The organism is Pseudomonas sp. FW300-N1A1 (assembly GCF_058789115.1).
Genome location: NZ_JBYTBK010000001.1, coordinates 434,356 through 456,510 on the forward strand (window position 1 = coordinate 434,356; position 22,155 = coordinate 456,510).

20 protein-coding genes are annotated in these 22,155 nt (G+C 61.0%); all 20 read left to right on the forward strand.

The annotated features are described in order from the left end of the window. The first annotated feature begins 11 nt into the window (after positions 1-11). The 20 genes from AC3WQN_RS02140 to AC3WQN_RS02235 all read left to right on the forward strand — a co-directional run bounded on the left by AC3WQN_RS02140 (position 12) and on the right by AC3WQN_RS02235 (position 21,748). Positions 12-1,589, forward strand: coding sequence for a flagellar hook-associated protein 3 (locus tag AC3WQN_RS02140; protein WP_103400628.1), 1,578 nt, complete (start codon positions 12-14; stop codon positions 1,587-1,589). 366 nt (positions 1,590-1,955) lie between these two features. Beyond that, positions 1,956-2,882 (forward strand): ketoacyl-ACP synthase III, encoded by a 927-nt coding sequence (locus AC3WQN_RS02145; protein ID WP_103400629.1) that lies wholly within the window; start codon positions 1,956-1,958, stop codon positions 2,880-2,882. Positions 2,883-3,203: 321 nt separating this feature from the next. Then, complete coding sequence (locus AC3WQN_RS02150; RefSeq protein WP_103400630.1) at positions 3,204-4,916, forward strand: flagellin N-terminal helical domain-containing protein; 1,713 nt, start codon at positions 3,204-3,206, stop codon at positions 4,914-4,916. Between the two features lie 73 nt (positions 4,917-4,989). After that, positions 4,990-5,334: a flagellar protein FlaG gene (locus tag AC3WQN_RS02155; protein ID WP_103400631.1), complete on the forward strand. Its 345-nt coding sequence runs from the start codon at positions 4,990-4,992 to the stop codon at positions 5,332-5,334. 82 nt (positions 5,335-5,416) lie between these two features. Further along, on the forward strand, positions 5,417-6,781 hold the full coding sequence (gene fliD, locus AC3WQN_RS02160; protein WP_103400632.1) for a flagellar filament capping protein FliD: 1,365 nt from the start codon (positions 5,417-5,419) through the stop codon (positions 6,779-6,781). Positions 6,782-6,920: 139 nt separating this feature from the next. Further along, the gene (gene fliS / locus AC3WQN_RS02165; protein WP_103400633.1) at positions 6,921-7,316 is read left to right on the forward strand and encodes a flagellar export chaperone FliS; all 396 of its coding nucleotides are present in this window, start codon (positions 6,921-6,923) and stop codon (positions 7,314-7,316) included. A 16-nt stretch (positions 7,317-7,332) separates the two neighbouring features. Further along, positions 7,333-7,629 carry a flagellar protein FliT gene (gene fliT, locus AC3WQN_RS02170; RefSeq protein ID WP_103400634.1) on the forward strand — a complete coding sequence of 99 codons (297 nt, stop codon included), beginning with the start codon at positions 7,333-7,335 and terminating at the stop codon, positions 7,627-7,629. Positions 7,630-7,800: 171 nt separating this feature from the next. Further along, on the forward strand, positions 7,801-9,276 hold the full coding sequence (locus AC3WQN_RS02175) for a sigma-54 dependent transcriptional regulator (protein ID WP_103400635.1): 1,476 nt from the start codon (positions 7,801-7,803) through the stop codon (positions 9,274-9,276). A gap of 110 nt (positions 9,277-9,386) precedes the next feature. Further along, positions 9,387-10,586 carry a sensor histidine kinase gene (locus AC3WQN_RS02180; RefSeq protein WP_103400636.1) on the forward strand — a complete coding sequence of 400 codons (1,200 nt, stop codon included), beginning with the start codon at positions 9,387-9,389 and terminating at the stop codon, positions 10,584-10,586. Positions 10,587-10,591: 5 nt separating this feature from the next. Continuing rightward, positions 10,592-11,992 carry a sigma-54-dependent transcriptional regulator gene (locus tag AC3WQN_RS02185; RefSeq protein WP_103400637.1) on the forward strand — a complete coding sequence of 467 codons (1,401 nt, stop codon included), beginning with the start codon at positions 10,592-10,594 and terminating at the stop codon, positions 11,990-11,992. A gap of 131 nt (positions 11,993-12,123) precedes the next feature. Continuing rightward, on the forward strand, positions 12,124-12,453 hold the full coding sequence (fliE, locus tag AC3WQN_RS02190; protein ID WP_103400638.1) for a flagellar hook-basal body complex protein FliE: 330 nt from the start codon (positions 12,124-12,126) through the stop codon (positions 12,451-12,453). Positions 12,454-12,468: 15 nt separating this feature from the next. Then, a complete protein-coding gene (gene fliF / locus AC3WQN_RS02195; RefSeq protein WP_103400639.1) occupies positions 12,469-14,256 on the forward strand; it encodes a flagellar basal-body MS-ring/collar protein FliF in 1,788 nt (595 codons plus the stop codon). Beyond that, a complete protein-coding gene (gene fliG / locus AC3WQN_RS02200; RefSeq protein ID WP_095080149.1) occupies positions 14,249-15,268 on the forward strand; it encodes a flagellar motor switch protein FliG in 1,020 nt (339 codons plus the stop codon). The genes fliF and fliG overlap by 8 nt, the downstream gene beginning before the upstream one ends. A 4-nt stretch (positions 15,269-15,272) precedes the next feature. Next, positions 15,273-16,076 (forward strand): flagellar assembly protein FliH, encoded by an 804-nt coding sequence (fliH, locus tag AC3WQN_RS02205; protein ID WP_103400640.1) that lies wholly within the window; start codon positions 15,273-15,275, stop codon positions 16,074-16,076. Continuing rightward, complete coding sequence (gene fliI / locus AC3WQN_RS02210) at positions 16,066-17,424, forward strand: flagellar protein export ATPase FliI (protein WP_103400641.1); 1,359 nt, start codon at positions 16,066-16,068, stop codon at positions 17,422-17,424. Before fliH ends, fliI begins: the two co-directional genes overlap by 11 nt. Positions 17,425-17,429: 5 nt before the next feature. Further along, positions 17,430-17,879, forward strand: a complete 450-nt coding sequence (fliJ, locus tag AC3WQN_RS02215; RefSeq protein WP_103400642.1) for a flagellar export protein FliJ — start codon at positions 17,430-17,432, stop codon at positions 17,877-17,879. Between the two features lie 90 nt (positions 17,880-17,969). Beyond that, positions 17,970-18,275 carry an STAS domain-containing protein gene (locus tag AC3WQN_RS02220; protein WP_103400643.1) on the forward strand — a complete coding sequence of 102 codons (306 nt, stop codon included), beginning with the start codon at positions 17,970-17,972 and terminating at the stop codon, positions 18,273-18,275. Positions 18,276-18,280: 5 nt separating this feature from the next. After that, positions 18,281-19,987, forward strand: a complete 1,707-nt coding sequence (locus tag AC3WQN_RS02225; protein WP_103400644.1) for an ATP-binding SpoIIE family protein phosphatase — start codon at positions 18,281-18,283, stop codon at positions 19,985-19,987. A gap of 30 nt (positions 19,988-20,017) precedes the next feature. Next, complete coding sequence (locus AC3WQN_RS02230; RefSeq protein ID WP_492589169.1) at positions 20,018-20,392, forward strand: Hpt domain-containing protein; 375 nt, start codon at positions 20,018-20,020, stop codon at positions 20,390-20,392. An 81-nt stretch (positions 20,393-20,473) separates the two neighbouring features. After that, positions 20,474-21,748: a flagellar hook-length control protein FliK gene (locus AC3WQN_RS02235; protein WP_103400646.1), complete on the forward strand. Its 1,275-nt coding sequence runs from the start codon at positions 20,474-20,476 to the stop codon at positions 21,746-21,748. The last annotated feature ends 407 nt before the right edge of the window (positions 21,749-22,155 follow it).

Here is a 22,155-nt window from a genome sequence, read left to right on the forward strand (position 1 = left end):
AGTCATTGACGATGCGTATCTCTACGGCCCAGTTCTTTGAGACCAGTACGTCCAAGTACCAGAACAACTTCTCTTCGGTGGTCAAGACCCAGGGGCAGATCGACTCCGGTGTGCGCATTCAGACGGCGGCGGATGATCCGGTCGGAGCGGCCCGTTTGCTGCAGTTACAGCAGCAAAAAGACATGTTGCTTCAGTATGCCGGCAACATGAACAGCATCAAGTCTTCGCTGACCAATCAGGAAAGCGTGCTCGACAGCATCAACACCGCCTTGCAAAAGGTCAGCGAGTTGGCGTTGCAGTCGGGGGGAGGCGTTATCAGCGACGCTGATCGCAAGTCTATCGCCGACGAGCTGGGCAATATCGAAGAGCAAGTGTTCAGCCTGCTGAACAGCAAGGATGAGTCGGGTAATTACATGTTTTCCGGCTCCAGGACTGACATTCCTCCCTACGTTCGCAACAACGACGGCACCTACACCTATCAAGGTGACGATACGCAGCTCAATCTGAAGGTCTCGGACACCCTTAGCCTGGCGGCAAGTGACACGGCCAAGAGCATCATGGAGGGCGCGCTGAATACCGGTCGGACCCAGGCCACGCTGCAACCGCCATCGGTCAATGACGGCAAGGTCGCGGTCTCGGACGGTCTGATCACCTCCAATCAGGTGTACAACAAAAGCTTCACTCAGGGGCAGCCGTACACGCTGGAGTTCACCAGCAGCACCCAGTACATCCTGAAGGATGCCTCTGGCAACGATGTGACTTCTGAAGTGCCGGGCAATGGCGTATTCGACTCGACAAAGGAGGGCGCGCACAGCGTCAGCCTGCGAGGGGTGAAGTTCGACATCAACCTGAACCTCCAGGACGTCGCCCCGGTGGACCGGGATGCGGCGGTCAACGGGCACGTCTTCACCCTTGAAGCCAAGCCGGACAGCTTCAATGCCTCACGCACCCCAGGCAACTCTTCGACCGCGCAGATGACTGGCGCTAGCGTGACCGATGCCAAGGTGTACGGCGACAGCTTTCCGAGTAATGGCGCGGTGATCAAGTTCACCAGCGACACCGAGTATGAACTCTATGCCCAGCCGCTGACCGCCAATAGCAAGGCCATCGGCCAGGGTAGCCTGAATGCCGCCGGCGATTCCCTGACCGCAGCCGGGGTGAAATTCGACTTCAATGGCACGGTCAAGTCGGGTGATCAGTTTGTCATCGGCGCCAACAATCATCAGACCCAAAGTGCGCTGGATACCATCAGCCAGTTGCGTCAGGCGCTGGCAACGCCAAGCGATGGCGACCTGGTTGCCCAGCAAAAGCAGAAGAATGCGATCAACTCGGCCATTGGCAACCTGCAGAACGCCAGTGCGGGCATCGATAACGCCAGGGGGTCGATCGGTGCGCGCTTGAAGGCAATCGATATCCAGGCGAACGAAAATATCAGCATGGGCCTGGCCAACGACTCGACCACCGCCGCCATCGCAAACACGGATATGGCCGGCGCCTCCATTGAGCTGGCATTCCAGAAAGCCATGCTCGAAGCCTCGCAGCTGGCCTTCGTGAAAATCTCTCAACTGAGCCTGTTCAACAAGCTCTGATCCCCGCCTGAATGCCGGCCCGTCACTGAGCTCAGTGACGGGCCGGTCATGCTTGATCCTCTGTTTTTCCTGCCATCAGCCCGTTCATATTGCATGCGTTTGCGTGGGTATCCGCTTGCCCGGCCGATTTTGTGTTGTTGGCTGTTTTGTCCAAAGCGCACAAAATAGAGTGACCTATGAGTCATAAAGGGCATCTTCACTGTATCGTGTGAAAAGAGTGGGACGGGTGCCCGGTGTTCGCTGGGTTGATTTTCATGGTTTTGGCACCCGTGTCTGGCGCGTTTTTGTGCGCTAAACCCCTTTGTTATCAGTGCCTCTCGATCCTGCGAGCGGTGATCTCCAGTTATTCTGTTTTGGGAAGCCACAATGATTGGCATAAAAAGCATCGCCAGTTACGTGCCAGTGAGCGGGCTTGATAACTACGCTCAGGGCGCGAAATTCGCCAAGGATGAAGAGTTCATTTTGGGCAAGATTGGCTCGGCATTCCTGCCGCGCATGGATGCCGGCCAGGAAACCTCCGATCTGTGCGTCGAGGCTGCCAATGCGTTGTTCGCAAACAACCCGCAGCTCGACCGTCAAGCCATCGATGTGTTGATCGTTGTCACGCAGAACGGCGACGAAGAGGGCTTGCCTCATACGTCCGCGATCGTCCAGGACAAACTGGGCCTGTCGACCCGTGTTGCGGCGTTTGATATCTCGCTGGGCTGCTCCGGTTACGTGTACGGCCTCTATGCAATCAAGGGCTTCATGGAAGCGACAGGGTTGAAAAACGGCCTGCTGGTGACCGCTGATCCGTATTCGAAGATCGTCGACCCGGAAGATCGCAACACCACCATGTTGTTCGGCGACGCCGCCACGGCAACCTGGATGGGCGAAGACGCCACCTGGCAGCTGGGCAAGGCCAAGTTCGGCACTGACGGTTCCGGCGCGCCGCACCTGAAGGTCAGCGACGGCGTGTTCTTCATGAACGGCCGGCAGGTGTTCAACTTCGCCTTGCTCAAGGTGCCGGCGCACTTGCGCGAACTGCTGGATGACTCTGGCCTCAATTCCGAAGACATCGATGCCTTCTGCATTCACCAGGGCAGCGCCGCCATTGTCGATGCCGTGGCGCGGCGTTTCGAAGGCGAGCCGGAAAAGTTCATCAAGGACATGGTCGAGACCGGTAACACGGTGTCTTCGAGCATTCCGTTGCTTCTGGAAAAGCACATGCTCGATTCCAGCTGGAAGCGTGTGGCGATCAGTGGTTTTGGTGTGGGCCTGTCCTGGGGGTCGGCCATCATCCACCGCCCTTGATGCGCTAGCGTCGACACAAAAAAACGCCCATGGCCGACAGGTCCTGGGCGTTTTTTGTTGCCCTCGATCTGGCCGGCGCGAGGCATGCCCGCGAGGGTGATCCCAGGGTCGAAGTTGCCGGCCGGCCTGGCTCCGGCAGGCCGGCTACACGCAGGCTAAAGCCTTGAAGGGCAAGGAGGTGGCACGGTGCTAGTAAAAAATTTGAAAAAAGCCCTCAAGCAACCTGCTTCCACGACGATAACTATTACGAAGGTTCTCTAGGCCACACCCGGCGGTTGCCAGGGCCGGAAGCCGCAGTATCCAACCAACGAGGAATTCGTCATGGCTTTGTCAGTAAATACCAACATTACTTCCCTGGGTGTCCAGAAGAACCTGAACAAGGCTTCCGATGCGCTGAGCACCTCGATGAACCGCCTGTCTTCCGGCCTGAAAATCAACAGCGCCAAAGACGACGCAGCTGGCATGCAGATCGCCAACCGTCTGGGTAACCAGGTCAAAGGCTTGAACGTTGCCATCGCCAACGCCAACAACGGTGTTTCGATCGCGCAGACCGCTGAAGGCGCGATGCAAGAATCCACCAACCTGCTGCAACGTCTGCGTGAGCTGGCCCTGCAGTCTGCGAACGGTGATAAAAGCGACGCTGACCGTGTTTCCCTGCAGCAAGAGTTCACCGCTAAAGTCGGCGAGCTGACCCGTATTTCCAACACCACCACGTTTGGTGGTCGTAACCTGCTGGACGGTTCGTTCAACAACGTTGGCTTCCAGATCGGCGCCAACGCTAACGAAACCATCTCGTTCGGCATGACCGACATCAGCGCCACTGGCCTGAAGGGTGACTTCAGCGAAGCTAGCGTTAACAGCACTGCGCTGACTGGCCTGGCGGCTACTGCTACCGGTTCGGTATTGGGTGACAAGGCTTCTAAAACAGGTACTGCAGCGACAGCTGTTGTTGCTGGCGACGCGTTCACTATCAACGGCGTAACGATCAATATGACCGTTGCTGGCGGTGCTGGCGCAGGTGGTACTGCTGCGGTAGCAGACATCAATGCTAAAACAGCTCAGACCGGTGTTACCGCTAGCACAGATGCTGCTGGTGTGGTGACCCTGTCGTCGAAGAGCGATATCACTCTTGGTCTCGCTGGCGGTACTGCTACTGACGGTTTGGCCAAGCTTGGTTTGGGCGCTCCTGGTACTACTACAGCAGTCCCTACTACTGCAACTAGTGCCATGGGCCTTGTCGGTGCCATCACTGTCAACGGCACTGCTGTGACTTGGGCTGATACCGACACCGTTACGGATGTACTGGGTGACATCGCAGCGGCGGCCGGTACTGGCGCTACAGCAACCTTCACTGACGGTCGTGTAAAAGTGACCTCCGGTGGCGGTGAAGACATCAAACTGGCCAACACTTCCAGCGGTTCGCTGTCGCAGTTGGGCCTGTCGGCTGGTACTTCCCAGGCCAAGCTGACTGCGGATACCTCCGTCGACGTGAACGGCGTTGAAGTCAAGTTCAAGAAGGGCGATACCACTGACGCGATCGTTGCCTCGATCAACAGCGCCAGCACCGGCGTAAACGCCAGCAAAAACGCTGACGGCACCCTGAATCTGTTCGCTGACAAAGACATCACCGTCAAGGACGGCAGTGCAGGTACCGGTCTGGCCGCGTTGGGTCTGACCACTGTTGCCGCTGCCGGTACCAAGGCTGCAGTGACCATGGAAACCACCGTTTCCGACCTGAACATCCTGTCCGCAGCAACCTCGCAGCAAGCCGTCCAGGCCCTGGACGGTGCCTTGCAGCAGATCGACAGCCAGCGTTCGCAGCTGGGTGCGGTGCAAAACCGTTTCGCCAGCACCGTGGCCAACCTGCAGAGCATTTCGCAGAACTCCACTGCCGCCAAAGGCCGTGTAGAAGACGCTGACTTCGCTTCCGAAGCGGCTGAGCTGACCAAGCAACAAACCCTGCAACAGGCATCCACCGCGATCCTGTCCCAGGCCAACCAACTGCCATCCGCTGTTCTGAAGCTGCTTCAGTAATATCGGTCGCGGTTAACTAACGGAAGGGCGCGTATACGTGCCCTTTCGTTTTTTTCAGTTTTGAGGTGATGACATGGACATGAGCATCAAGCTGAACCCGGCTTACCCCGCTGGCACCACCCAGGCCAGTGGCACCTCTGCTGCCCAGGCAACGCCTGCGGTAGAGGCTGACCCGGCTTCCAGCGAGGAGCTGCAACGCGCGGCGCTGGAAAAAGCCGTCACCGATATTCGTGAGTTTGTGCAGGCTACCCAACGTAACCTGAACTTTTCCATCGACGACTCTACCGGCAGGGTAGTGGTCAAGGTGATCGCCACCGACAGTGGCGAAGTGATTCGACAGATTCCCTCGGAGACCGCGCTGAAGCTGGCGCAGAACCTGAGCGATGCCAGCAGCCTGTTGTTCCAGACCCAGGTTTGAGCTGGCACGAAATGTGTTTCTGGTTGCTGCCTAGGTGTTTGTGCGCCAATAAAGCGGCAGCCACAGGACAAGGAGAAGAGTAATGGCGAGTTCAACGATTTCCGGCCCGGGTTCGGGTTACGACACCCAAGCCATCGTCAAGGCATTGGTGGGGGCTGAAAAGGCGCCCAAGCAAGCCCAGATCACCGATCAGCAAAAAGACACGACCATCAAGTTGTCGGCTGTCGGCTCGGTGAAAAGTGCGTTGGAAACTTACCGGACGGCAATCGCCAAGTTGAACAACGTGGCCGCGTTCAACGGCCTGGCCGCTACCTCGTCCGAAGAAAAAAACGTCAAGGTCACCCTGGGCGATGGCGCCTCCAGTGGCAAGTACGTGGTGGTCGTCAACGAGTTGGCGACGTCCTCGAAAGTCACCAGTAAGGTGTTCGAGGGTGGGGCGTCGGGCTCGGCCAATGCCAGCGACGAAGCCCAGACCTTGACCATTACCCAGTCGGGTAAAAGTTATGACGTATTGGTGCCAGGCGGTGCGACCCTGCAGGAAGTTCGTGAGTCGATCAATACCCAGCTCTCGGCCCAGGGCATCAGCGCCAACGTCTTGACCGATGCCAATGGCGGGCGTTTGGTGATTGGCTCGAACACCACGGGCGTTGATACCGATATCACCCTTAGCGGTGACTCGGACCTGGTCCAGGGCTATGACAAGGGCGCGCCGGCGCAGAATGCCAAGTACAGCATCGACGGCATCGCAATGGAGTCCACCAGCAACAAGGTCACGTCCGCCATCAGCGGTGTGACCCTGGACCTGATCGCCAAGGACAAGGACAAGCCGATCACCATCAACGTGGCGAGCAACACCGACACGCTGAAGACCTCGGTCCAGTCCTTCGTCTCGGCCTACAACGCGTTGCTGACCAGCATCAACACCCAGACCAAGGTCACCGCTACCGGCGATGCCTCGACCACCACCGCAGGCGCCTTGACCGGCGACGCATCAATGCGTCAACTGGTCAACAGTCTGCGCAGCGAGCTGGTCAATAGCTCGGGTTCGAGCGCCATGAGCAGCCTGGCGCAGATGGGCATTACCACTGACCAGAAAACCGGCCTGCTGAGCCTGGATGACAAGGCGTGGGACAAGGCAGTGGTCAAGGGCGCGGGTGATATTGCCAAGATGTTTACCGGCGATACCGGCCTGGTGGCCCGCATGACCAAGGCGACTGACTCCTACGTGGGCAGCACCGGGTCGCTGGCGAGCCGGGTGACGGACCTCAACACCAAGTTGACCGACCTCACCACCCAGCAGGCAGAGCTGGATCGGCGCATGGAGAGCTTGCAGAAATCCTTGAGCGCCAAGTACACGGCCATGGACACCATGATCGCCCAGCTCAACGCCAGCAGCTCCAGCATCATGACCACCCTCAACTCGCTGAACAATCCGAAGTCGAACTGATTGCCGGGGCGCTCCAGCGCCCCGTAACGGTTGGCGCGATGTTCCGGGCTTGCGGGCCCGGATTAAAGTTTTTTTGGTGGCAGTCGAGAAACTGGTTAGAACAAACCTGTTCGCCTGTGGCCTGTAACGAGGTAGCAACATGAACCCTATGAAAGCCCTTCGTGCGTACCAGAAGGTCAATTCCCACGCGCAGATATCCGAGGCCAGTCCTCATCGCCTGATCCAGATGCTGTTCGAGGGTGGCCTCGATCGCCTGGCCCAGGCCAAGGGGGCAATGGCCCGCGGAGATATCGCGCAAAAGTGCCTGCTCATCAGCAAGGCCATCGACATCATCACCGGCCTGCGCCAGGGCCTGGATGAAGAGAAGGCCGAAGACCCGGCTTCGATTCAGCAACTGGACAGCCTGTATGAGTACATGAACTCCCAGCTGCTCAAGGCCAACGTAAACAGCGATCCGGAAATCATCGACGAAGTCGTCCGCCTTCTGACTACCCTGAAAAGTGGCTGGGACGAAATTGCACCAGTAGGCCTCTAGGCCTGAGGAAAACGTCATGAGCCCTGCACTGCAACGGATTGAACAAACCCGTGAGGCGCTGATTGGTGCGCTGGCGGAGCGCAATTGGGAAACCATCAGCGAGTTGGACGTTGCCTGTCGCGCCTGTGTCGACGACGTGCTCAGTGAGGCGCCGGTAGACGAACAGGCGTTGCGCGAAAATCTGGAGAGTCTGCTGGCGGTCTACAAGCAATTGCTGGATGTGGCAATGGGGGAGCGTCAGGCAATAGTCAATGAGATGACTCAGATCAACCAAGCGCAAAATGCGACAAAGGTTTACCACCTTTTCGGTTAGTATTCAGTTAATCCGATCTTAGTGCGCCATAAATTTGACTGTGCACGGTTTTTTGACTTAACTAGTGGCTGATTCGAGTTTTCAGGCGTCTATCAGGCTTAATGTGCCGGCAGGCGTCTAGATTGCCCTCTTTGTTCGGGCATATGAGTTGACCAGGGAAGTTGCTATTGCATGTGGCGTGAAACCAAGATTCTGCTGATTGATGACGATAGCGTCCGCCGCCGCGACCTGGCGGTGATTTTAAATTTTCTCGGTGAAGAAAATTTACCCTGTGGGAGCCATGATTGGCAGCAGGCTGTCGGTTCGTTGTCATCCAGTCGTGAAGTCATCTGTGTCCTCATCGGGACGGTAAGTGCTCCTGGTACGTTGTCGAGTCTGTTAAAGACACTCGCTACCTGGGATGAGTTCCTTCCGGTGTTGTTAATGGGCGATAATTCTTCCGTTGACCTGCCTGATGAACAGCGCCGCCGGGTGCTTTCCACCCTGGAACTGCCGCCCAGCTACAGCAAGTTGCTCGACTCCCTGCACCGTGCCCAGGTCTATCGCGAGATGTACGACCAGGCCCGTGAGCGCGGTCGTCATCGTGAACCCAATCTTTTCCGCAGCCTTGTCGGCACCAGCCGGGCGATTCAACACGTCCGCCAGATGATGCAGCAAGTCGCCGACACCGATGCCAGCGTGCTGATCCTCGGTGAGTCCGGCACGGGCAAGGAAGTGGTGGCGCGTAACCTGCACTATCACTCCAAGCGCCGCGATGCGCCGTTCGTACCGGTCAACTGCGGGGCGATCCCGGCCGAGTTGCTGGAAAGCGAACTGTTCGGCCACGAGAAGGGCGCCTTTACCGGGGCGATCACCAGCCGTGCCGGGCGTTTTGAGCTGGCCAACGGCGGCACCCTGTTCCTCGACGAAATCGGCGACATGCCGTTGCCGATGCAGGTCAAGCTGCTGCGGGTGTTGCAGGAGCGTACCTTCGAGCGCGTGGGTAGCAACAAGACCCAGAGCGTCGATGTGCGAATCATTGCCGCGACCCACAAGAACCTCGAAAGCATGATAGAGGTCGGCAGCTTCCGCGAAGACCTGTATTACCGCCTGAATGTGTTCCCTATCGAAATGGCGCCCCTGCGCGAGCGTGTCGAGGACATCCCGTTGCTGATGAACGAGTTGATCTCGCGCATGGAGCACGAGAAGCGCGGTTCCATTCGTTTCAACTCGGCGGCGATCATGTCGCTGTGCCGTCACGGCTGGCCGGGCAACGTCCGCGAACTGGCCAACCTGGTGGAGCGCATGGCGATCATGCACCCGTACGGGGTGATCGGCGTGGTCGAGTTGCCGAAGAAGTTTCGCTACGTCGATGATGAAGACGAGCAAATGGTCGACAACCTGCGCAGCGATCTGGAAGAGCGGGTGGCCATCAACGGGCATACCCCGGACTTCACGGCCACAGCCCTGTTGCCGCCCGAAGGCCTGGACCTGAAGGATTACCTGGGTGGCCTGGAGCAAGGGCTGATCCAGCAGGCGCTGGACGATGCCAACGGGATCGTCGCGCGCGCGGCCGAGCGTCTGCGCATTCGCCGCACCACCCTGGTGGAAAAGATGCGCAAGTACGGCATGAGCCGTCGTGACGGAGAAGAACAGGCGGAGGATTGACGCCTGTTTTTCAACCCATTGAATAAAGGGCAGTTTTTTTTAGGCACGGGTATTGCTACATCCCTCGCAACGTTCCGTTTAACTGACGGTCAGCCAAGCGAGAGAGCACGATGCCCCACGCCGCCCAGATGTCTCCAGCCCCCGACACGCCCTCCGTAGAGCAGGCAAGCCGGCCAGGCCTTGAGCAGGCGTTCGCGCTGTTCAATCAGGTGTCGAGCCAACTCACCGACTCCTACAGCATGCTGCAAGCCCGGGTCACTGAGCTCAAGGGCGAACTGGCGGTGGTCAGTGCCCAGCGCATGCAGGAGCTGGCCGAAAAAGAACGCTTGGCCAACCGCCTGCAAAACCTCCTTGATCTGTTGCCCGGCGGCGTCATCGTCATCGACGCCCAGGGTATCGTGCGCGAAGCCAATCCGGCCGCCGAGGAATTGCTCGGGCTGCCCCTCGAAGGCGAGTTGTGGCGCCAGGTGATTGCGCGCAGTTTCGCCCCCCGTGACGACGACGGTCATGAAGTCTCCTTGAAGGATGGCCGGCGCCTGTCGATCGCCACCCGTTCCCTGGATGCCGAGCCGGGCCAGTTGGTGCTGCTCAACGACCTGACCGAAACCCGCCACCTGCAAGGCCAGCTGGCGCGTCATGAGCGCTTGTCATCCCTGGGGCGCATGGTCGCCTCGCTGGCCCATCAAATCCGCACGCCACTGTCTGCCGCCTTGCTCTATGCCAGCCATCTGGCCGAGCAGGCGTTGCCGGTGGCGACCCAGCAGCGCTTTGCCGGTCGCTTGAAAGAGCGCCTGCACGAGCTGGAGCATCAGGTGCGCGACATGCTGGTGTTTGCCCGTGGCGAGTTGCCGCTGACGGATCGCGTGACCCCCAAGGCGTTGATGCAATCGCTGCAGGCGGCGGCCCAGACTCATGTCCAGGGCTTGCCGATCCGTTGGCAGTGCGACACCCATGCCGGTGAGTTGCTGTGCAATCGCGACACACTGGTCGGCGCACTGCTGAACCTGCTTGAAAACGCCATCCAGGCCAGCGCTGGCGATGTGCGCTTGAAGGTGCATGCCTATCGCCGTGGCAATACCCTGCGGCTGTGCGTCAGTGACAACGGCGAAGGGATCGATGCCGCAGTGCTTGAGCGCTTGGGCGAGCCGTTTTTTACCACCAAGGCCACCGGCACTGGCTTGGGACTGACCGTGGTCAAGGCTGTGGCGCGGGCTCATCAGGGACAATTGCAGCTGCGCTCGCGGCCGGGTCGCGGCACCTGTGCGCGGGTCGACCTGCCGTTGTTTTCCAGCGCTCAAGGACTGGAGTGAGGTCAATGGCAATCAAGGTTCTGCTGGTCGAGGATGACCGCGCGCTGCGCGAAGCACTGGCCGATACGCTGCTGCTGGCCGGTCACGACTATAGCGCCGTGGGCTCGGCCGAAGAGGCGCTGAGCGTGGCGGCCGAAGAGTCCTTCAACCTGGTGATCAGTGACGTCAACATGCCGGGCATGGACGGCCACCAGTTGCTGGGTGCACTGCGGGTTCGTTACCCGCACCTGCCGGTGCTGCTGATGACCGCCCATGGCGCCGTGGAGCGGGCGGTGGATGCGATGCGTCAGGGCGCCGCGGATTATCTGGTCAAACCGTTCGAGCCCAAGGCGTTGCTCGACCTGGTGGCGCGCCATGCCCTGGGCAGCCTGGGCGGTGCAGAGGACGAAGGACCGGTGGCGTTCGAGCCGGCCAGCGCACAGTTGCTGGCGCTGGCGGTGCGGGTGGCGCGCAGTGATTCGACAGTGTTGATCTCGGGCGAGTCCGGCACCGGCAAGGAAGTGCTGGCGCGTTACATTCATCAGCACTCGCGACGCGGCCAGCAGCCGTTCATTGCGATCAACTGTGCGGCGATCCCGGACAACATGCTCGAGGCGACGCTGTTCGGGCATGAGAAAGGTGCGTTCACCGGGGCGATTGCCGCTCAGGTCGGCAAGTTCGAGCAGGCCGACGGCGGGACCCTGCTGCTCGACGAAATTTCCGAGATGCCCCTGGGCTTGCAGGCCAAGCTGCTGCGCGTGTTGCAGGAGCGCGAGGTTGAGCGCGTGGGTGCGCGCAAGCCGATTGCCCTGGACATTCGTGTGGTGGCGACCACCAACCGCGACCTGGCGGCGGAAGTGGCGGCGGGGCGTTTTCGTGAGGACCTCTATTATCGCTTGTCGGTCTTCCCACTGGCCTGGCGCCCGCTGCGCGAGCGCACTGCCGACATTCTGCCGCTGGCCGAGCGCCTGCTGGCCCGGCACGTCAGTAAAATGAAGCATGCCGCCGCCAGGCTTTCGCCTGAGGCGCAGGCGTGCCTGATCGGTTATCCCTGGCCGGGCAATGTGCGCGAGCTGGACAACGCCATTCAGCGAGCGCTGATCTTGCAGCAGGGCGGGTTGATCCAACCGCAGGACTTTTGCCTGTCCGGGCCGGTGGCCTGTGCGCCATTACCGGTCCTGGCGCCTGCTCACGTGACGTCGCGGGCGCAGGAGGTCGAGACACCCCAGGCAGAGTCGGCCGGTGTCCTGGGCGACGACCTGCGGCGTCATGAGTTCCAGATGATCATCGATACCCTGCGCAGCGAGCGCGGGCGGCGCAAGGAAGCCGCCGAGCGCCTGGGCATCAGCCCGCGGACCCTGCGCTACAAGCTGGCGCAGATGCGTGATGCCGGGATGGACGTCGAGGCGTGTTTGTTCGCAACCTGAACCCTTTGTCAAAAAAAGCCCGGGGAGGGCTTTTGTCGAGCGTCGCCATGGAGCTGGCACCCTTGTTGCTAACACCACTCTATCCGCCGAGTGAGTGTCAAAAAATTGCGGGTCGTCAGAGAGAGTAGTCCATGAGTCAAGGAATTGAATTCAACCGGTTGATGCTGGACATGCGGGCCATGCAAATGGACGCCATGGCTCAGTCCAAGGCTGGCGTCGCCGTGCCGGAACTGGCTGGCAGCAGCTTCGCCGACATGCTCGGCCAGGCCGTCAACAAGGTCAACGAAACCCAGCAGGCATCGACCCAGTTGTCCACCGCGTTCGAGATCGGCAAGAGCGGTGTCGACCTGACCGATGTGATGATCGCCAAGGAAAAAGCCGGCGTCTCCTTTCAGGCACTGACCCAGGTGCGTAACAAGTTGGTTCAGGCATACCAAGACATCATGCAGATGCCGGTTTAAGGACGAGATTGAGTCATGGCAGAAGCAGTCGCCGATAACGTTCCGGCCAAGGTCACGCCCACCGACGGCAAACCGCCGCTCTTCGGGTTGTCCTTCCTGGAAAACCTCTCCGAGATGACCATGCTGCGTCAGGTCGGCCTGTTGGTCGGCCTGGCCGCCAGCGTGGCGATTGGCTTTGCCGTGGTGCTGTGGTCGCAGCAACCCGAATATCGGCCGCTGTACGGCAGCCTGGCCGGGATGGATGCCAAGCAGGTCATGGAAACCCTGGCCACCGCTGACATTCCTTACACCGTTGAACCCAATTCCGGCGCCTTGCTGGTCAAGGCCGATGATCTGTCGCGAGCGCGGCTCAAACTTGCCGCCGCGGGTGTCACTCCCACCGACGGCAACATCGGCTTCGAGATTCTCGACAAGGACCAGGGCCTGGGCACCAGCCAGTTCATGGAGGCGACCCGTTATCGTCGCGGCCTTGAAGGCGAACTGGCGCGCACCATTTCCAGCCTGAACAACGTCAAGGGCGCCCGCGTGCACCTGGCGATCCCGAAGAGCTCGGTGTTCGTGCGTGACGAGCGCAAGCCCAGTGCTTCGGTACTGGTCGAACTTTATGCCGGGCGTTCGCTGGAGCCGGGCCAGGTGCTGGCCATCGTCAATCTGGTGGCGACCAGTGTTCCGGAGTTGAGCAAATCGCAAATCACCGTGGTCGACCAGAAGGGCAACCTGCTCTCCGACCAGGCGGAAAACTCCGCGCTGACCATGGCCGGCAAACAGTTCGACTACAGCCGTCGCATGGAAAGCATGCTCACCCAGCGTGTGCATAACATCCTGCAGCCGGTGCTGGGCAATGATCGCTACAAGGCCGAAGTGTCCGCCGACGTGGATTTCAGCGCGGTCGAGTCGACGTCCGAACAGTTCAACCCGGATCAACCGGCGTTGCGCAGCGAGCAGTCGACGTCCGAGCAACGTACCGCCAGCAACGGCCCGCAAGGCGTTCCCGGCGCGTTGAGCAATCAGCCGCCGGCACCGGCCTCGGCGCCGCAAACCACCGGTGGCGCGACCGCTTCGGCCGGTATGGTGCAGCCCGGCCAGCCGCTGCTCGATGCCAACGGCCAGCAGATCATGGACCCGGCCACCGGACAGCCGATGCTGGCCCCGTACCCGGCGGACAAGCGCCAGCAGTCGACCAAGAACTTCGAGCTTGACCGCTCCATCAGCCACACCAAGCAGCAACAGGGGCGCTTGAATCGCCTGTCGGTGTCGGTGGTGGTCGATGATCAGGTCAAGATCAATCCGGCCAATGGCGAAACCAGCCGAGCGCCGTGGAGCGCCGATGAACTGGCGCGCTTCACCCGCCTGGTACAGGACGCGGTCGGTTTTGACGCCAGCCGTGGCGACAGCGTCAGCGTGATCAACATGCCGTTCTCCGCCGAGCGCGGCGAGGTGATCGCCGATATTCCGTTCTACTCGCAGCCGTGGTTCTGGGACATCGTCAAGCAAGTGCTGGGCGTACTGTTCATCCTGGTGCTGGTGTTCGGCGTGCTGCGTCCGGTGCTCAACAACATCACCGGTGGCGGCAAGGATCGGCAGCTGGCGGGTATCGGCAGTGATTCCGAGCTGGGTGGCCTGGGCGGTCTGGATGGCGAGCTGGGCAACGACCGCGTCAGCCTCGGCGGTCCGCAAAGCATCCTGCTGCCTAGCCCGAGCGAAGGCTATGACGCACAGTTGAACGCAATCAAGAGCCTGGTGGCCGAAGACCCGGGTCGTGTGGCCCAGGTCGTGAAAGAGTGGATTAACGCAGATGAGTGATAACCGAGCCGCTATCGCCAAACTCAGCCGGGTCGACAAAGCCGCAATTCTGCTGCTGTCCCTGGGCGAAACCGATGCCGCGCAAGTGTTGCGCCACATGGGGCCCAAAGAGGTCCAGCGAGTGGGCGTGGCCATGGCGCAAATGGGCAATGTGCACCGTGAGCAGGTCGAGCAGGTGATGAGCGAGTTCGTCGACATCGTCGGCGACCAGACCAGCCTGGGCGTTGGCTCTGACGGTTATATCCGCAAGATGCTCACCCAGGCCCTGGGCGAGGACAAGGCCAACGGCCTGATCGACCGGATCCTGCTGGGGGGCAATACCAGCGGCCTGGACAGCCTCAAGTGGATGGAGCCGCGCGCGGTGGCGGACGTGATCCGTTACGAGCACCCGCAGATCCAGGCCATTGTCGTGGCCTACCTGGACCCGGACCAGGCGGGTGAAGTACTGGGTAACTTTGACCACAAGGTGCGGCTGGACATCATCCTGCGGGTTTCCTCGCTGAACACGGTACAGCCAGCGGCACTCAAGGAACTGAACCAGATTCTGGAAAAGCAGTTCTCCGGCAATTCCAATGCCTCGCGCACCACCCTGGGTGGCATCAAGCGCGCGGCGGACATCATGAACTTCCTCGACAGTTCGATCGAAGGCCAGTTGATGGACTCGATCCGCGAAGTCGACGAGGACCTGTCCGGTCAGATCGAAGACCTCATGTTCGTGTTCAACAACCTGTCCGACGTCGACGACCGTGGTATTCAGGCGTTGCTGCGCGAAGTCTCCTCCGACGTGCTGGTGCTGGCCCTCAAGGGGTCCGACGAAGGCGTCAAGGACAAGATCTTCAAGAACATGTCCAAGCGTGCCGCCGAACTGCTGCGCGACGACCTGGAGGCCAAGGGCCCGGTGCGCGTCAGCGATGTGGAAACCGCGCAAAAGGAAATCCTCACCATTGCCCGCCGTATGGCCGAAGCCGGAGAAATCGTTCTCGGCGGGAAGGGCGGCGAAGAAATGATCTGACCTTATGGCCTCCAAGAGTGATGAGTCGCCCACCGACCTGATTCGTGCGCGTGATGTCAGTGGGTTCGACATCTGGTCGTTGCCCAGTTTCGATCCGTTTGTCCCGGAGCCCGAACCCGAGCCTGAACCCGAGCCGCCGGAAATCGAAGAAGTGCCGCTGGAGGAAGTCCAGCCGCTGACCCTCGAAGAGCTCGAAAGCATTCGCCAGGAAGCCTGGAACGAAGGGTTTGCCACCGGCGAGAAAGAAGGCTTTCACAGCACCACCCTCAAGGTCCGCCAGGAAGCGGAAGTGGCCCTGACGGCGAAACTGGCAAGCCTTGAGCGGCTGATGAGCCACCTGTTCGAGCCCATCGCCGAGCAGGACACGCAAATCGAAAAAGGCCTGGTAGCCCTGGTCCGGCACATATCCCGCCAGGTGATTCAGCGCGAGCTGGCCATCGACTCCTCGCAAATCGAACACGTCATGCGCGAGGCCCTCAAGCTGTTGCCGCTGGGCGTGGATAACGTGCGCCTGTACATCAATCCGCAGGATTTCGCGCAGGTCAAAGCCTTGCGCGAGCGTCATGAGGAAACCTGGCGCATCGTCGAGGACGAAGCCCTGCTGCCTGGCGGTTGCCGTGTCGAGACCGAACACAGCCGCATCGATGCCACGGTGGAAACCCGGATCACCCAGGCCACGGCGCAGTTGCTCGATCAACTGCACGAGCAGGCGCTGCACCCGGCCGAGGCGGACCTGTCGATCGACTTGTCCGCTCCTGCGAAAGCGCCTGCCCGGCCAGAGCCAGCGGACTGCCTTGATGCGTCTTGAACGTACCAGTTTCGGCAAGCGCCTGAGTGGTTATGCCGAGGCCGTCGAACTGCCGGGCCAGCCGGTCCTGGAAGGACGCCTGCTGCGCATGGTCGGCCTGACGCTTGAGGCCGAGGGCTTGCGCGCGGCGATGGGCAGTCGCTGTCGGGTGATCAACGACAACAGCTATCACCCGATCGAGGTGGAAGCCGAGGTCATGGGGTTTTCCGGCAATAAAATATTCCTGATGCCGGTGGGCAGTGTCGCCGGCATCGCGCCCGGTGCCCGGGTCGTGCCGCTGGCCGACAACGGCCGCTTGCCGATGGGCATGAGCATGCTCGGGCGTGTACTCGACGGTGCCGGTCGTGCGCTGGACGGCAAGGGCGGGATGAAAGCCGAAGACTGGGTGCCGCTGGATGGCCCGACCATCAACCCGCTTAATCGCGACCCCATCAGCCAGCCGCTGGACGTGGGCATTCGCTGCATCAACGGTTTGTTGACGGTGGGGCGTGGCCAGCGCCTGGGCCTGTTCGCCGGTACCGGCGTGGGCAAGAGTGTGCTGCTGGGCATGATGACCCGCTTTACCGAGGCCGACATTATCGTGGTCGGGCTGATCGGTGAGCGGGGTCGTGAAGTCAAGGAATTCATCGAGCATATTCTCGGTGAAGAAGGCCTCAAGCGTTCGGTGGTGGTCGCATCCCCCGCTGACGATGCGCCGCTGATGCGTCTGCGCGCGGCGATGTATTGCACGCGGATCGCCGAATACTTTCGCGACAAGGGCAAGAATGTCCTGTTGCTGATGGACTCCCTGACCCGTTTCGCCCAGGCCCAGCGGGAAATCGCCCTGGCCATCGGCGAGCCGCCAGCGACCAAGGGCTATCCGCCCTCGGTGTTCGCCAAGCTACCGAAACTGGTGGAGCGGGCCGGTAACGCAGAGGCCGGTGGGGGTTCGATCACGGCGTTTTATACCGTGCTGTCCGAAGGCGACGACCAGCAGGACCCGATTGCCGACTCGGCGCGGGGTGTGCTCGACGGGCACATCGTGTTGTCGCGGCGCCTGGCGGAAGAAGGGCACTACCCGGCAATCGACATCGAGGCGTCCATCAGCCGGGTCATGCCGTCGGTGGTCTCGCCCGAGCACATGCGCCGCGCCCAGTACTTCAAGCAACTGTGGTCGCGTTATCAACAGAGTCGCGACCTGATCAGCGTCGGTGCCTACGTGGCCGGTGGTGATCGTGAGACCGACACCGCCATTGCGTTGCAGCCGACCATGGTCAAGTACCTGCGCCAGGGGCTCAACGACAACATCGGCCTGGGTGAAAGCGATGCGCACCTGGAGACGATCTTCGCGCCGGCGGCCGGGGGCTGACCGCTATGGCCCAAAGCCGCGCAACGCGCCTGGCGCCAGTGGTCGAGATGGCTGAAAAAGCCGAGAAGACCGCGGTCCAGCGCCTGGGTTACTTCCAGGGGCAGGTTCGGCTGGCGGAAAACAAGCTCGCAGACCTGGACGGCTTTCGCCTGGAATACCTGGAACGTTGGGTCGAACGCGGCCGCGAGGGGGTTTCCGGGCAATGGTTGCTGGGCTACCAAGGGTTTCTGGTGCAACTGGGGACCGCGATCGACCAGCAGCGGCAAAGCCTGGCCTGGCACCAGAACAACCTGGACAAGGCGCGGGACGCCTGGCAGCAGGCGTACGCCCGGGTCGAAGGCCTGCGCAAACTGGTGCAACGCTATATCGATGAGGCCCGCCAGCTTGAAGACAAGCGCGAGCAGAAGCTGCTGGATGAGCTTTCCCAGCGTTTGCCGCGAGTGAGTCCGTATTGATGGGGGAGGGGCGTCGATTTCATTCCTTGAACATGCCCTGTGCAGGTGCTAAACCTTGTACACGATTGCCTAAGACAAGGAAGCTCTAGCATGCCAGTCACTACACAGGTCTCAGCGGATGGGCAAAAACTGACGATCTCGATCAAGGGACGGTTTGATTTCGCCAAGCATCAGGAATTTCGCGACTCCTACGAAAAGCTCGATGATCAGCTCAGCTCGGTGGTGGTTGACCTCAAGGATGCCACCTACCTCGACAGCTCGGCGCTGGGCATGTTGCTGTTGCTGCGTGACCATGCCGGTGGGGACGCCTCCGATGTGCGCTTGGTCAACAGCAGCTCTGACGTGCGCAAGATTCTCGCGATCTCCAATTTCGACAAGCTGTTCGACATCAGTTGATCGCCATGGCGCCGCTGGCAGAGTCCCTGACGGTATTGATCGCTGAAGACAGCGCCGCCGATCGCCTGTTGCTGTCGAGTATCGTGCGGCGCCAGGGGCACGAGGTGCTGGTGGCCGCCAACGGTGTCGAAGCGGTCGAGCTGTACCGCCAGAAACGGCCGCACCTGGTGTTGATGGACGCGATGATGCCGGTGATGGACGGCTTTGATGCGGCGCGCCAGATCAAGCAACTGGCTGGGGAGACCCTGGTACCGATCATCTTTCTGACGTCCCTGACCGAAAGCGAGGCGCTGGCCCGTTGCCTGGAGGCGGGAGGCGACGACTTTTTGGCGAAACCCTATAACCAGGTGATCCTCGCGGCCAAGATCAAGGCCATGGATCGCTTGCGGCGTTTGCAGGCCACGGTGCTGGAGCAGCGCGACCAGATCACCCGGCATCACGATTACTTGCTCAACGAACAGCGCGTGGCCAAGGCGGTGTTCGACAAAGTTACCCATTCGGGGTGTCTGAGCGCGTCGAACATCCGCTACTCGCAGTCCCCTTATGCGTTGTTCAACGGTGATTTACTGCTGGCCGCGTTCACCCCAGCCGGTGACATGCAGGTGTTGCTCGGCGATTTCACCGGCCATGGGTTGCCGGCGGCGGTCGGTGCCATGCCGCTGGCTGAAGTCTTTTACGGCATGACTGCCAAGGGCTATGGACTGGCCGAAACCCTGCGGGAAATGAACGCCAAGCTCAAGCGTATCCTGCCGGTGGACATGTTCTGCTGCGCGACCTTGCTGTCCTTGAGCTTTCAGCGTGGCTCGGTCGAGGTCTGGAATGGCGGGATGCCGGATGGCTACCTGCATGACATCGCCACGAGTGAGCGCAGGCCATTGACCGCGCGACATTTGCCGTTGGGTGTGTTGAGTCCCGAAGCCTTTGACGACCGCACCGAGGTGTTCCCGATGGCTTTGGGGGATCGGGTGTTCCTGTTGTCCGATGGGGTCATCGATACCTGCGATGCCGACGAGCAGTTGTTCGGCGTTGAGCGTCTGCACAAAGTGTTTGCCGACAATCGTCAGCCAGAGCGGTTGTTCGAGGAGATCGAGCGGGCGCTGAGCGACTTTGGTGGTGGGGCGCGGGATGACGTGAGCATGGTCGAGATCAGCCTGCTGGAGCCTGAGCACGTCAGCCCGCCAGCGCCGGTGTATTCCGACAGTGGCCAGTCATGCCCGCTGGACTGGTCGGTGAGCTTCGAGTTTCGTGCCGCCACCCTCAAGCGCTTCAACCCTCTGCCGTATCTGCTGCAGTTGTTGCTGGAGGTGCACGGATTGCGCGCGCAAAGCGGCGCGCTCTACAGTGTGCTGGCCGAGCTTTACTCCAATGCGCTGGAGCATGGCGTGCTGGGGCTGGATTCGAGCATCAAGCGCGACGTGTCGGGGTTTGCGCATTATTATCAGCTGCGCAATCAGCGCCTTGAGCAGCTCGCCGACGGTTACCTGCGGGTGCATTTGCAGGTGGTGCCCCAAGGGGCGGGCGGGTGCCTGGTGATAGAGGTTGAAGACAGCGGCAACGGTTTCGATGTGCAGCGCGTGATGGACCGACCGCCGGACGTCGGCCGCTTGTCGGGGCGAGGCGTGAGCCTGATCCGTCAATTGAGCCACAACGCCTGTTGGTCGGACGATGGTCGACGGGCCCGCGTGGAGTTTTCCTGGGACGCTCAGGCATAATCCGTACATTCTTGATCAAGGAGCGAACAAGTGACTGAGACACATCTGGATCACGACGTATTGAGTGCGTTGCGGGAAGTCATGGAGGGAGAGTATCCACTGTTGCTGGATGCGTTTCTTGCTGACTCCGAAGAGCGTTTGCGCTTGCTGCGCAAGGCAGACGATGTCGCGCAGATTATCAATGTGGCCCATAGCCTCAAGGGCAGTAGCGGCAATATGGGAGCGCTGCGCCTGGCCGAGTTCTGCGGTGAGCTGGAGCAGCGCGCCAAAAAAAACACGACCACCCCGGCCGTCATTGAGCGGCTGGTAGGCGAAATCGACGGTGAGTTCGCGATTGTCCGGCCGCTTTATGAAGCCGAGCAACGGCGCTCCCTTGATAGCCGCTCGACCGGCCAGCGCTCTTAGTCGCCGCCGGGCAAAGCTGGCTCGACCTTTGCAGTTATCTCCACTGACTGTATCTACGATCCCCGTGCAGCGGAGACTGCCATGCCCCTTTCCCCACATATGCTTCTTCAGGCGAGCGCCAAGGCCAAGCCTCAGTCCGGCCCCGCCAATGCCCCGGCGGCCCCCGTGGCGCCTGGGGACAAGGCCGCCAGCTTTGCCGGCGTGTTTGCCGGTCAGGCTTCGGGAAAATCCCCCGTGATAGTTGACGCAGTGGCAAAAGCGCCGCGCGACAAGGCTACCGGAGGCCCTGCCAAAAACGATGTCGCCAGTGATGCGCCTGCCGCTGCGGCCCCGGTGGTTGCCGATAGCGGCAAAACCTTGCCTGCCGAAAGCGTCGATACGCCCGCCGCCCAGGCCGCGACGGACGATACGCTGGCCCTGGACCCGGCGTTGCTGGTGGATGCGCAGCCGACAACGCCGGCACCGGTTGCTGACTCAGCGGCCGTGGTCGCGGCGGACCCGGTTGTCGAGGCTGCCATTGCCGCCTCGGTTCAAGCCGTCACCGCTCCGGCATTCGACCCTGAAGCCGATCCCCTCGATGCGCTGCCTGCCGTGCGCTTGGCCATGGAGCAGAGCGGTCACGTTTCCGCATCCACGCAGGCCCAGGCCAAGGCGGTTCCGGCTGCGCTCGATGGCGAGCCGACGCCGGCGCAACACTTCTCCGCCGGCATGGCCAGCATGCTTGAATTGCAAGCCGACAAGGACAGCACCAGCCAAGGGGGCGAAAAAGCCTTCACCGGCTTGCTTGACGATGGCCTCAAGGACCTGGGCGCTGCCAGCAGCGACACCCGCGTCGACGATTTTGCCAGCCGCCTGGCGGCGCTGACCCAGGCGGCGACACCGAAAACTGCCAATGCGCTGCCGGTCAACCAGCCGATCGCCATGCATCAAAGCGGCTGGACCGAAGAAGTGGTCAATCGCGTCATGTACCTGTCGAGTGCCAACCTCAAGGCCGCCGAGATTCAGCTTCAGCCGGCCGAACTGGGGCGCCTGGATATCCGCATCAACCTGATTCCGGATCAACAGACCCAGGTGACCTTCATGAGCGCCCACGTCGGCGTTCGCGAAGCGCTGGACGGGCAGATGCACCGGTTGCGCGAGATGTTCGTGCAGCAAGGCATGGGGCAGGTCGACGTCAATGTGTCCGACCAGTCCCGTGGTTCGCAAGAGCAGGCTCAGCAGGGGCAGAGCGGGCGCACTTCGGCCAGCGGTGCGCGCCTGGACGCGACCGCCGATGAACCTTCGGTCAGCGTGACCGAAGTCGCCGCCAGCACCACCAATGTGATTGGCACCAGTGCGGTCGATTACTACGCCTGACTGAACGCAGAACCCACTCCCGTGGCGACATTCAGTCAAGGAAAGTGGCGTCGTACACAGACCCCGTGGCGAGCGAGCTTGCTCGCGCTGGGCTGCACGGCAGCCCCAAAACCCTCGCAGTGGTCTTTGCGATAGACCGCAATCACCTTGTCAGGGCGCGCTGCGCACGCCAGCGGGAGCAAGCTCCCTCGCCACACGGGCGACATTCAGTCAAGGAAAGTGGCGTCGTACACAGGCCCCGTGGCGAGCGAGCTTGCTCGCGCTGGGCTGCACGGCAGCCCCAAAACCCTCGCAGAGGTCTTTCGATAGACCGCAATCACCTTGTCAGGGCGCGCTGCGCACGCCAGCGGGAGCAAGCTCCCTCGCCACACGGGCGACATTCAGTCAAGGAAAGTGGCGTCGTACAC

Coding starts and splice junctions, on each gene's coding strand:
- AC3WQN_RS02140 (WP_103400628.1), top strand. CDS start 12: ATGCGTATCTCTACGGCCCAGTTCTTTGAGACCAGTACGTCCAAGTAC.
- AC3WQN_RS02145 (WP_103400629.1), top strand. CDS start 1,956: ATGATTGGCATAAAAAGCATCGCCAGTTACGTGCCAGTGAGCGGGCTT.
- AC3WQN_RS02150 (WP_103400630.1), top strand. CDS start 3,204: ATGGCTTTGTCAGTAAATACCAACATTACTTCCCTGGGTGTCCAGAAG.
- AC3WQN_RS02155 (WP_103400631.1), top strand. CDS start 4,990: ATGGACATGAGCATCAAGCTGAACCCGGCTTACCCCGCTGGCACCACC.
- fliD (WP_103400632.1), top strand. CDS start 5,417: ATGGCGAGTTCAACGATTTCCGGCCCGGGTTCGGGTTACGACACCCAA.
- fliS (WP_103400633.1), top strand. CDS start 6,921: ATGAACCCTATGAAAGCCCTTCGTGCGTACCAGAAGGTCAATTCCCAC.
- fliT (WP_103400634.1), top strand. CDS start 7,333: ATGAGCCCTGCACTGCAACGGATTGAACAAACCCGTGAGGCGCTGATT.
- AC3WQN_RS02175 (WP_103400635.1), top strand. CDS start 7,801: ATGTGGCGTGAAACCAAGATTCTGCTGATTGATGACGATAGCGTCCGC.
- AC3WQN_RS02180 (WP_103400636.1), top strand. CDS start 9,387: ATGCCCCACGCCGCCCAGATGTCTCCAGCCCCCGACACGCCCTCCGTA.
- AC3WQN_RS02185 (WP_103400637.1), top strand. CDS start 10,592: ATGGCAATCAAGGTTCTGCTGGTCGAGGATGACCGCGCGCTGCGCGAA.
- fliE (WP_103400638.1), top strand. CDS start 12,124: ATGAGTCAAGGAATTGAATTCAACCGGTTGATGCTGGACATGCGGGCC.
- fliF (WP_103400639.1), top strand. CDS start 12,469: ATGGCAGAAGCAGTCGCCGATAACGTTCCGGCCAAGGTCACGCCCACC.
- fliG (WP_095080149.1), top strand. CDS start 14,249: ATGAGTGATAACCGAGCCGCTATCGCCAAACTCAGCCGGGTCGACAAA.
- fliH (WP_103400640.1), top strand. CDS start 15,273: ATGGCCTCCAAGAGTGATGAGTCGCCCACCGACCTGATTCGTGCGCGT.
- fliI (WP_103400641.1), top strand. CDS start 16,066: ATGCGTCTTGAACGTACCAGTTTCGGCAAGCGCCTGAGTGGTTATGCC.
- fliJ (WP_103400642.1), top strand. CDS start 17,430: ATGGCCCAAAGCCGCGCAACGCGCCTGGCGCCAGTGGTCGAGATGGCT.
- AC3WQN_RS02220 (WP_103400643.1), top strand. CDS start 17,970: ATGCCAGTCACTACACAGGTCTCAGCGGATGGGCAAAAACTGACGATC.
- AC3WQN_RS02225 (WP_103400644.1), top strand. CDS start 18,281: ATGGCGCCGCTGGCAGAGTCCCTGACGGTATTGATCGCTGAAGACAGC.
- AC3WQN_RS02235 (WP_103400646.1), top strand. CDS start 20,474: ATGCCCCTTTCCCCACATATGCTTCTTCAGGCGAGCGCCAAGGCCAAG.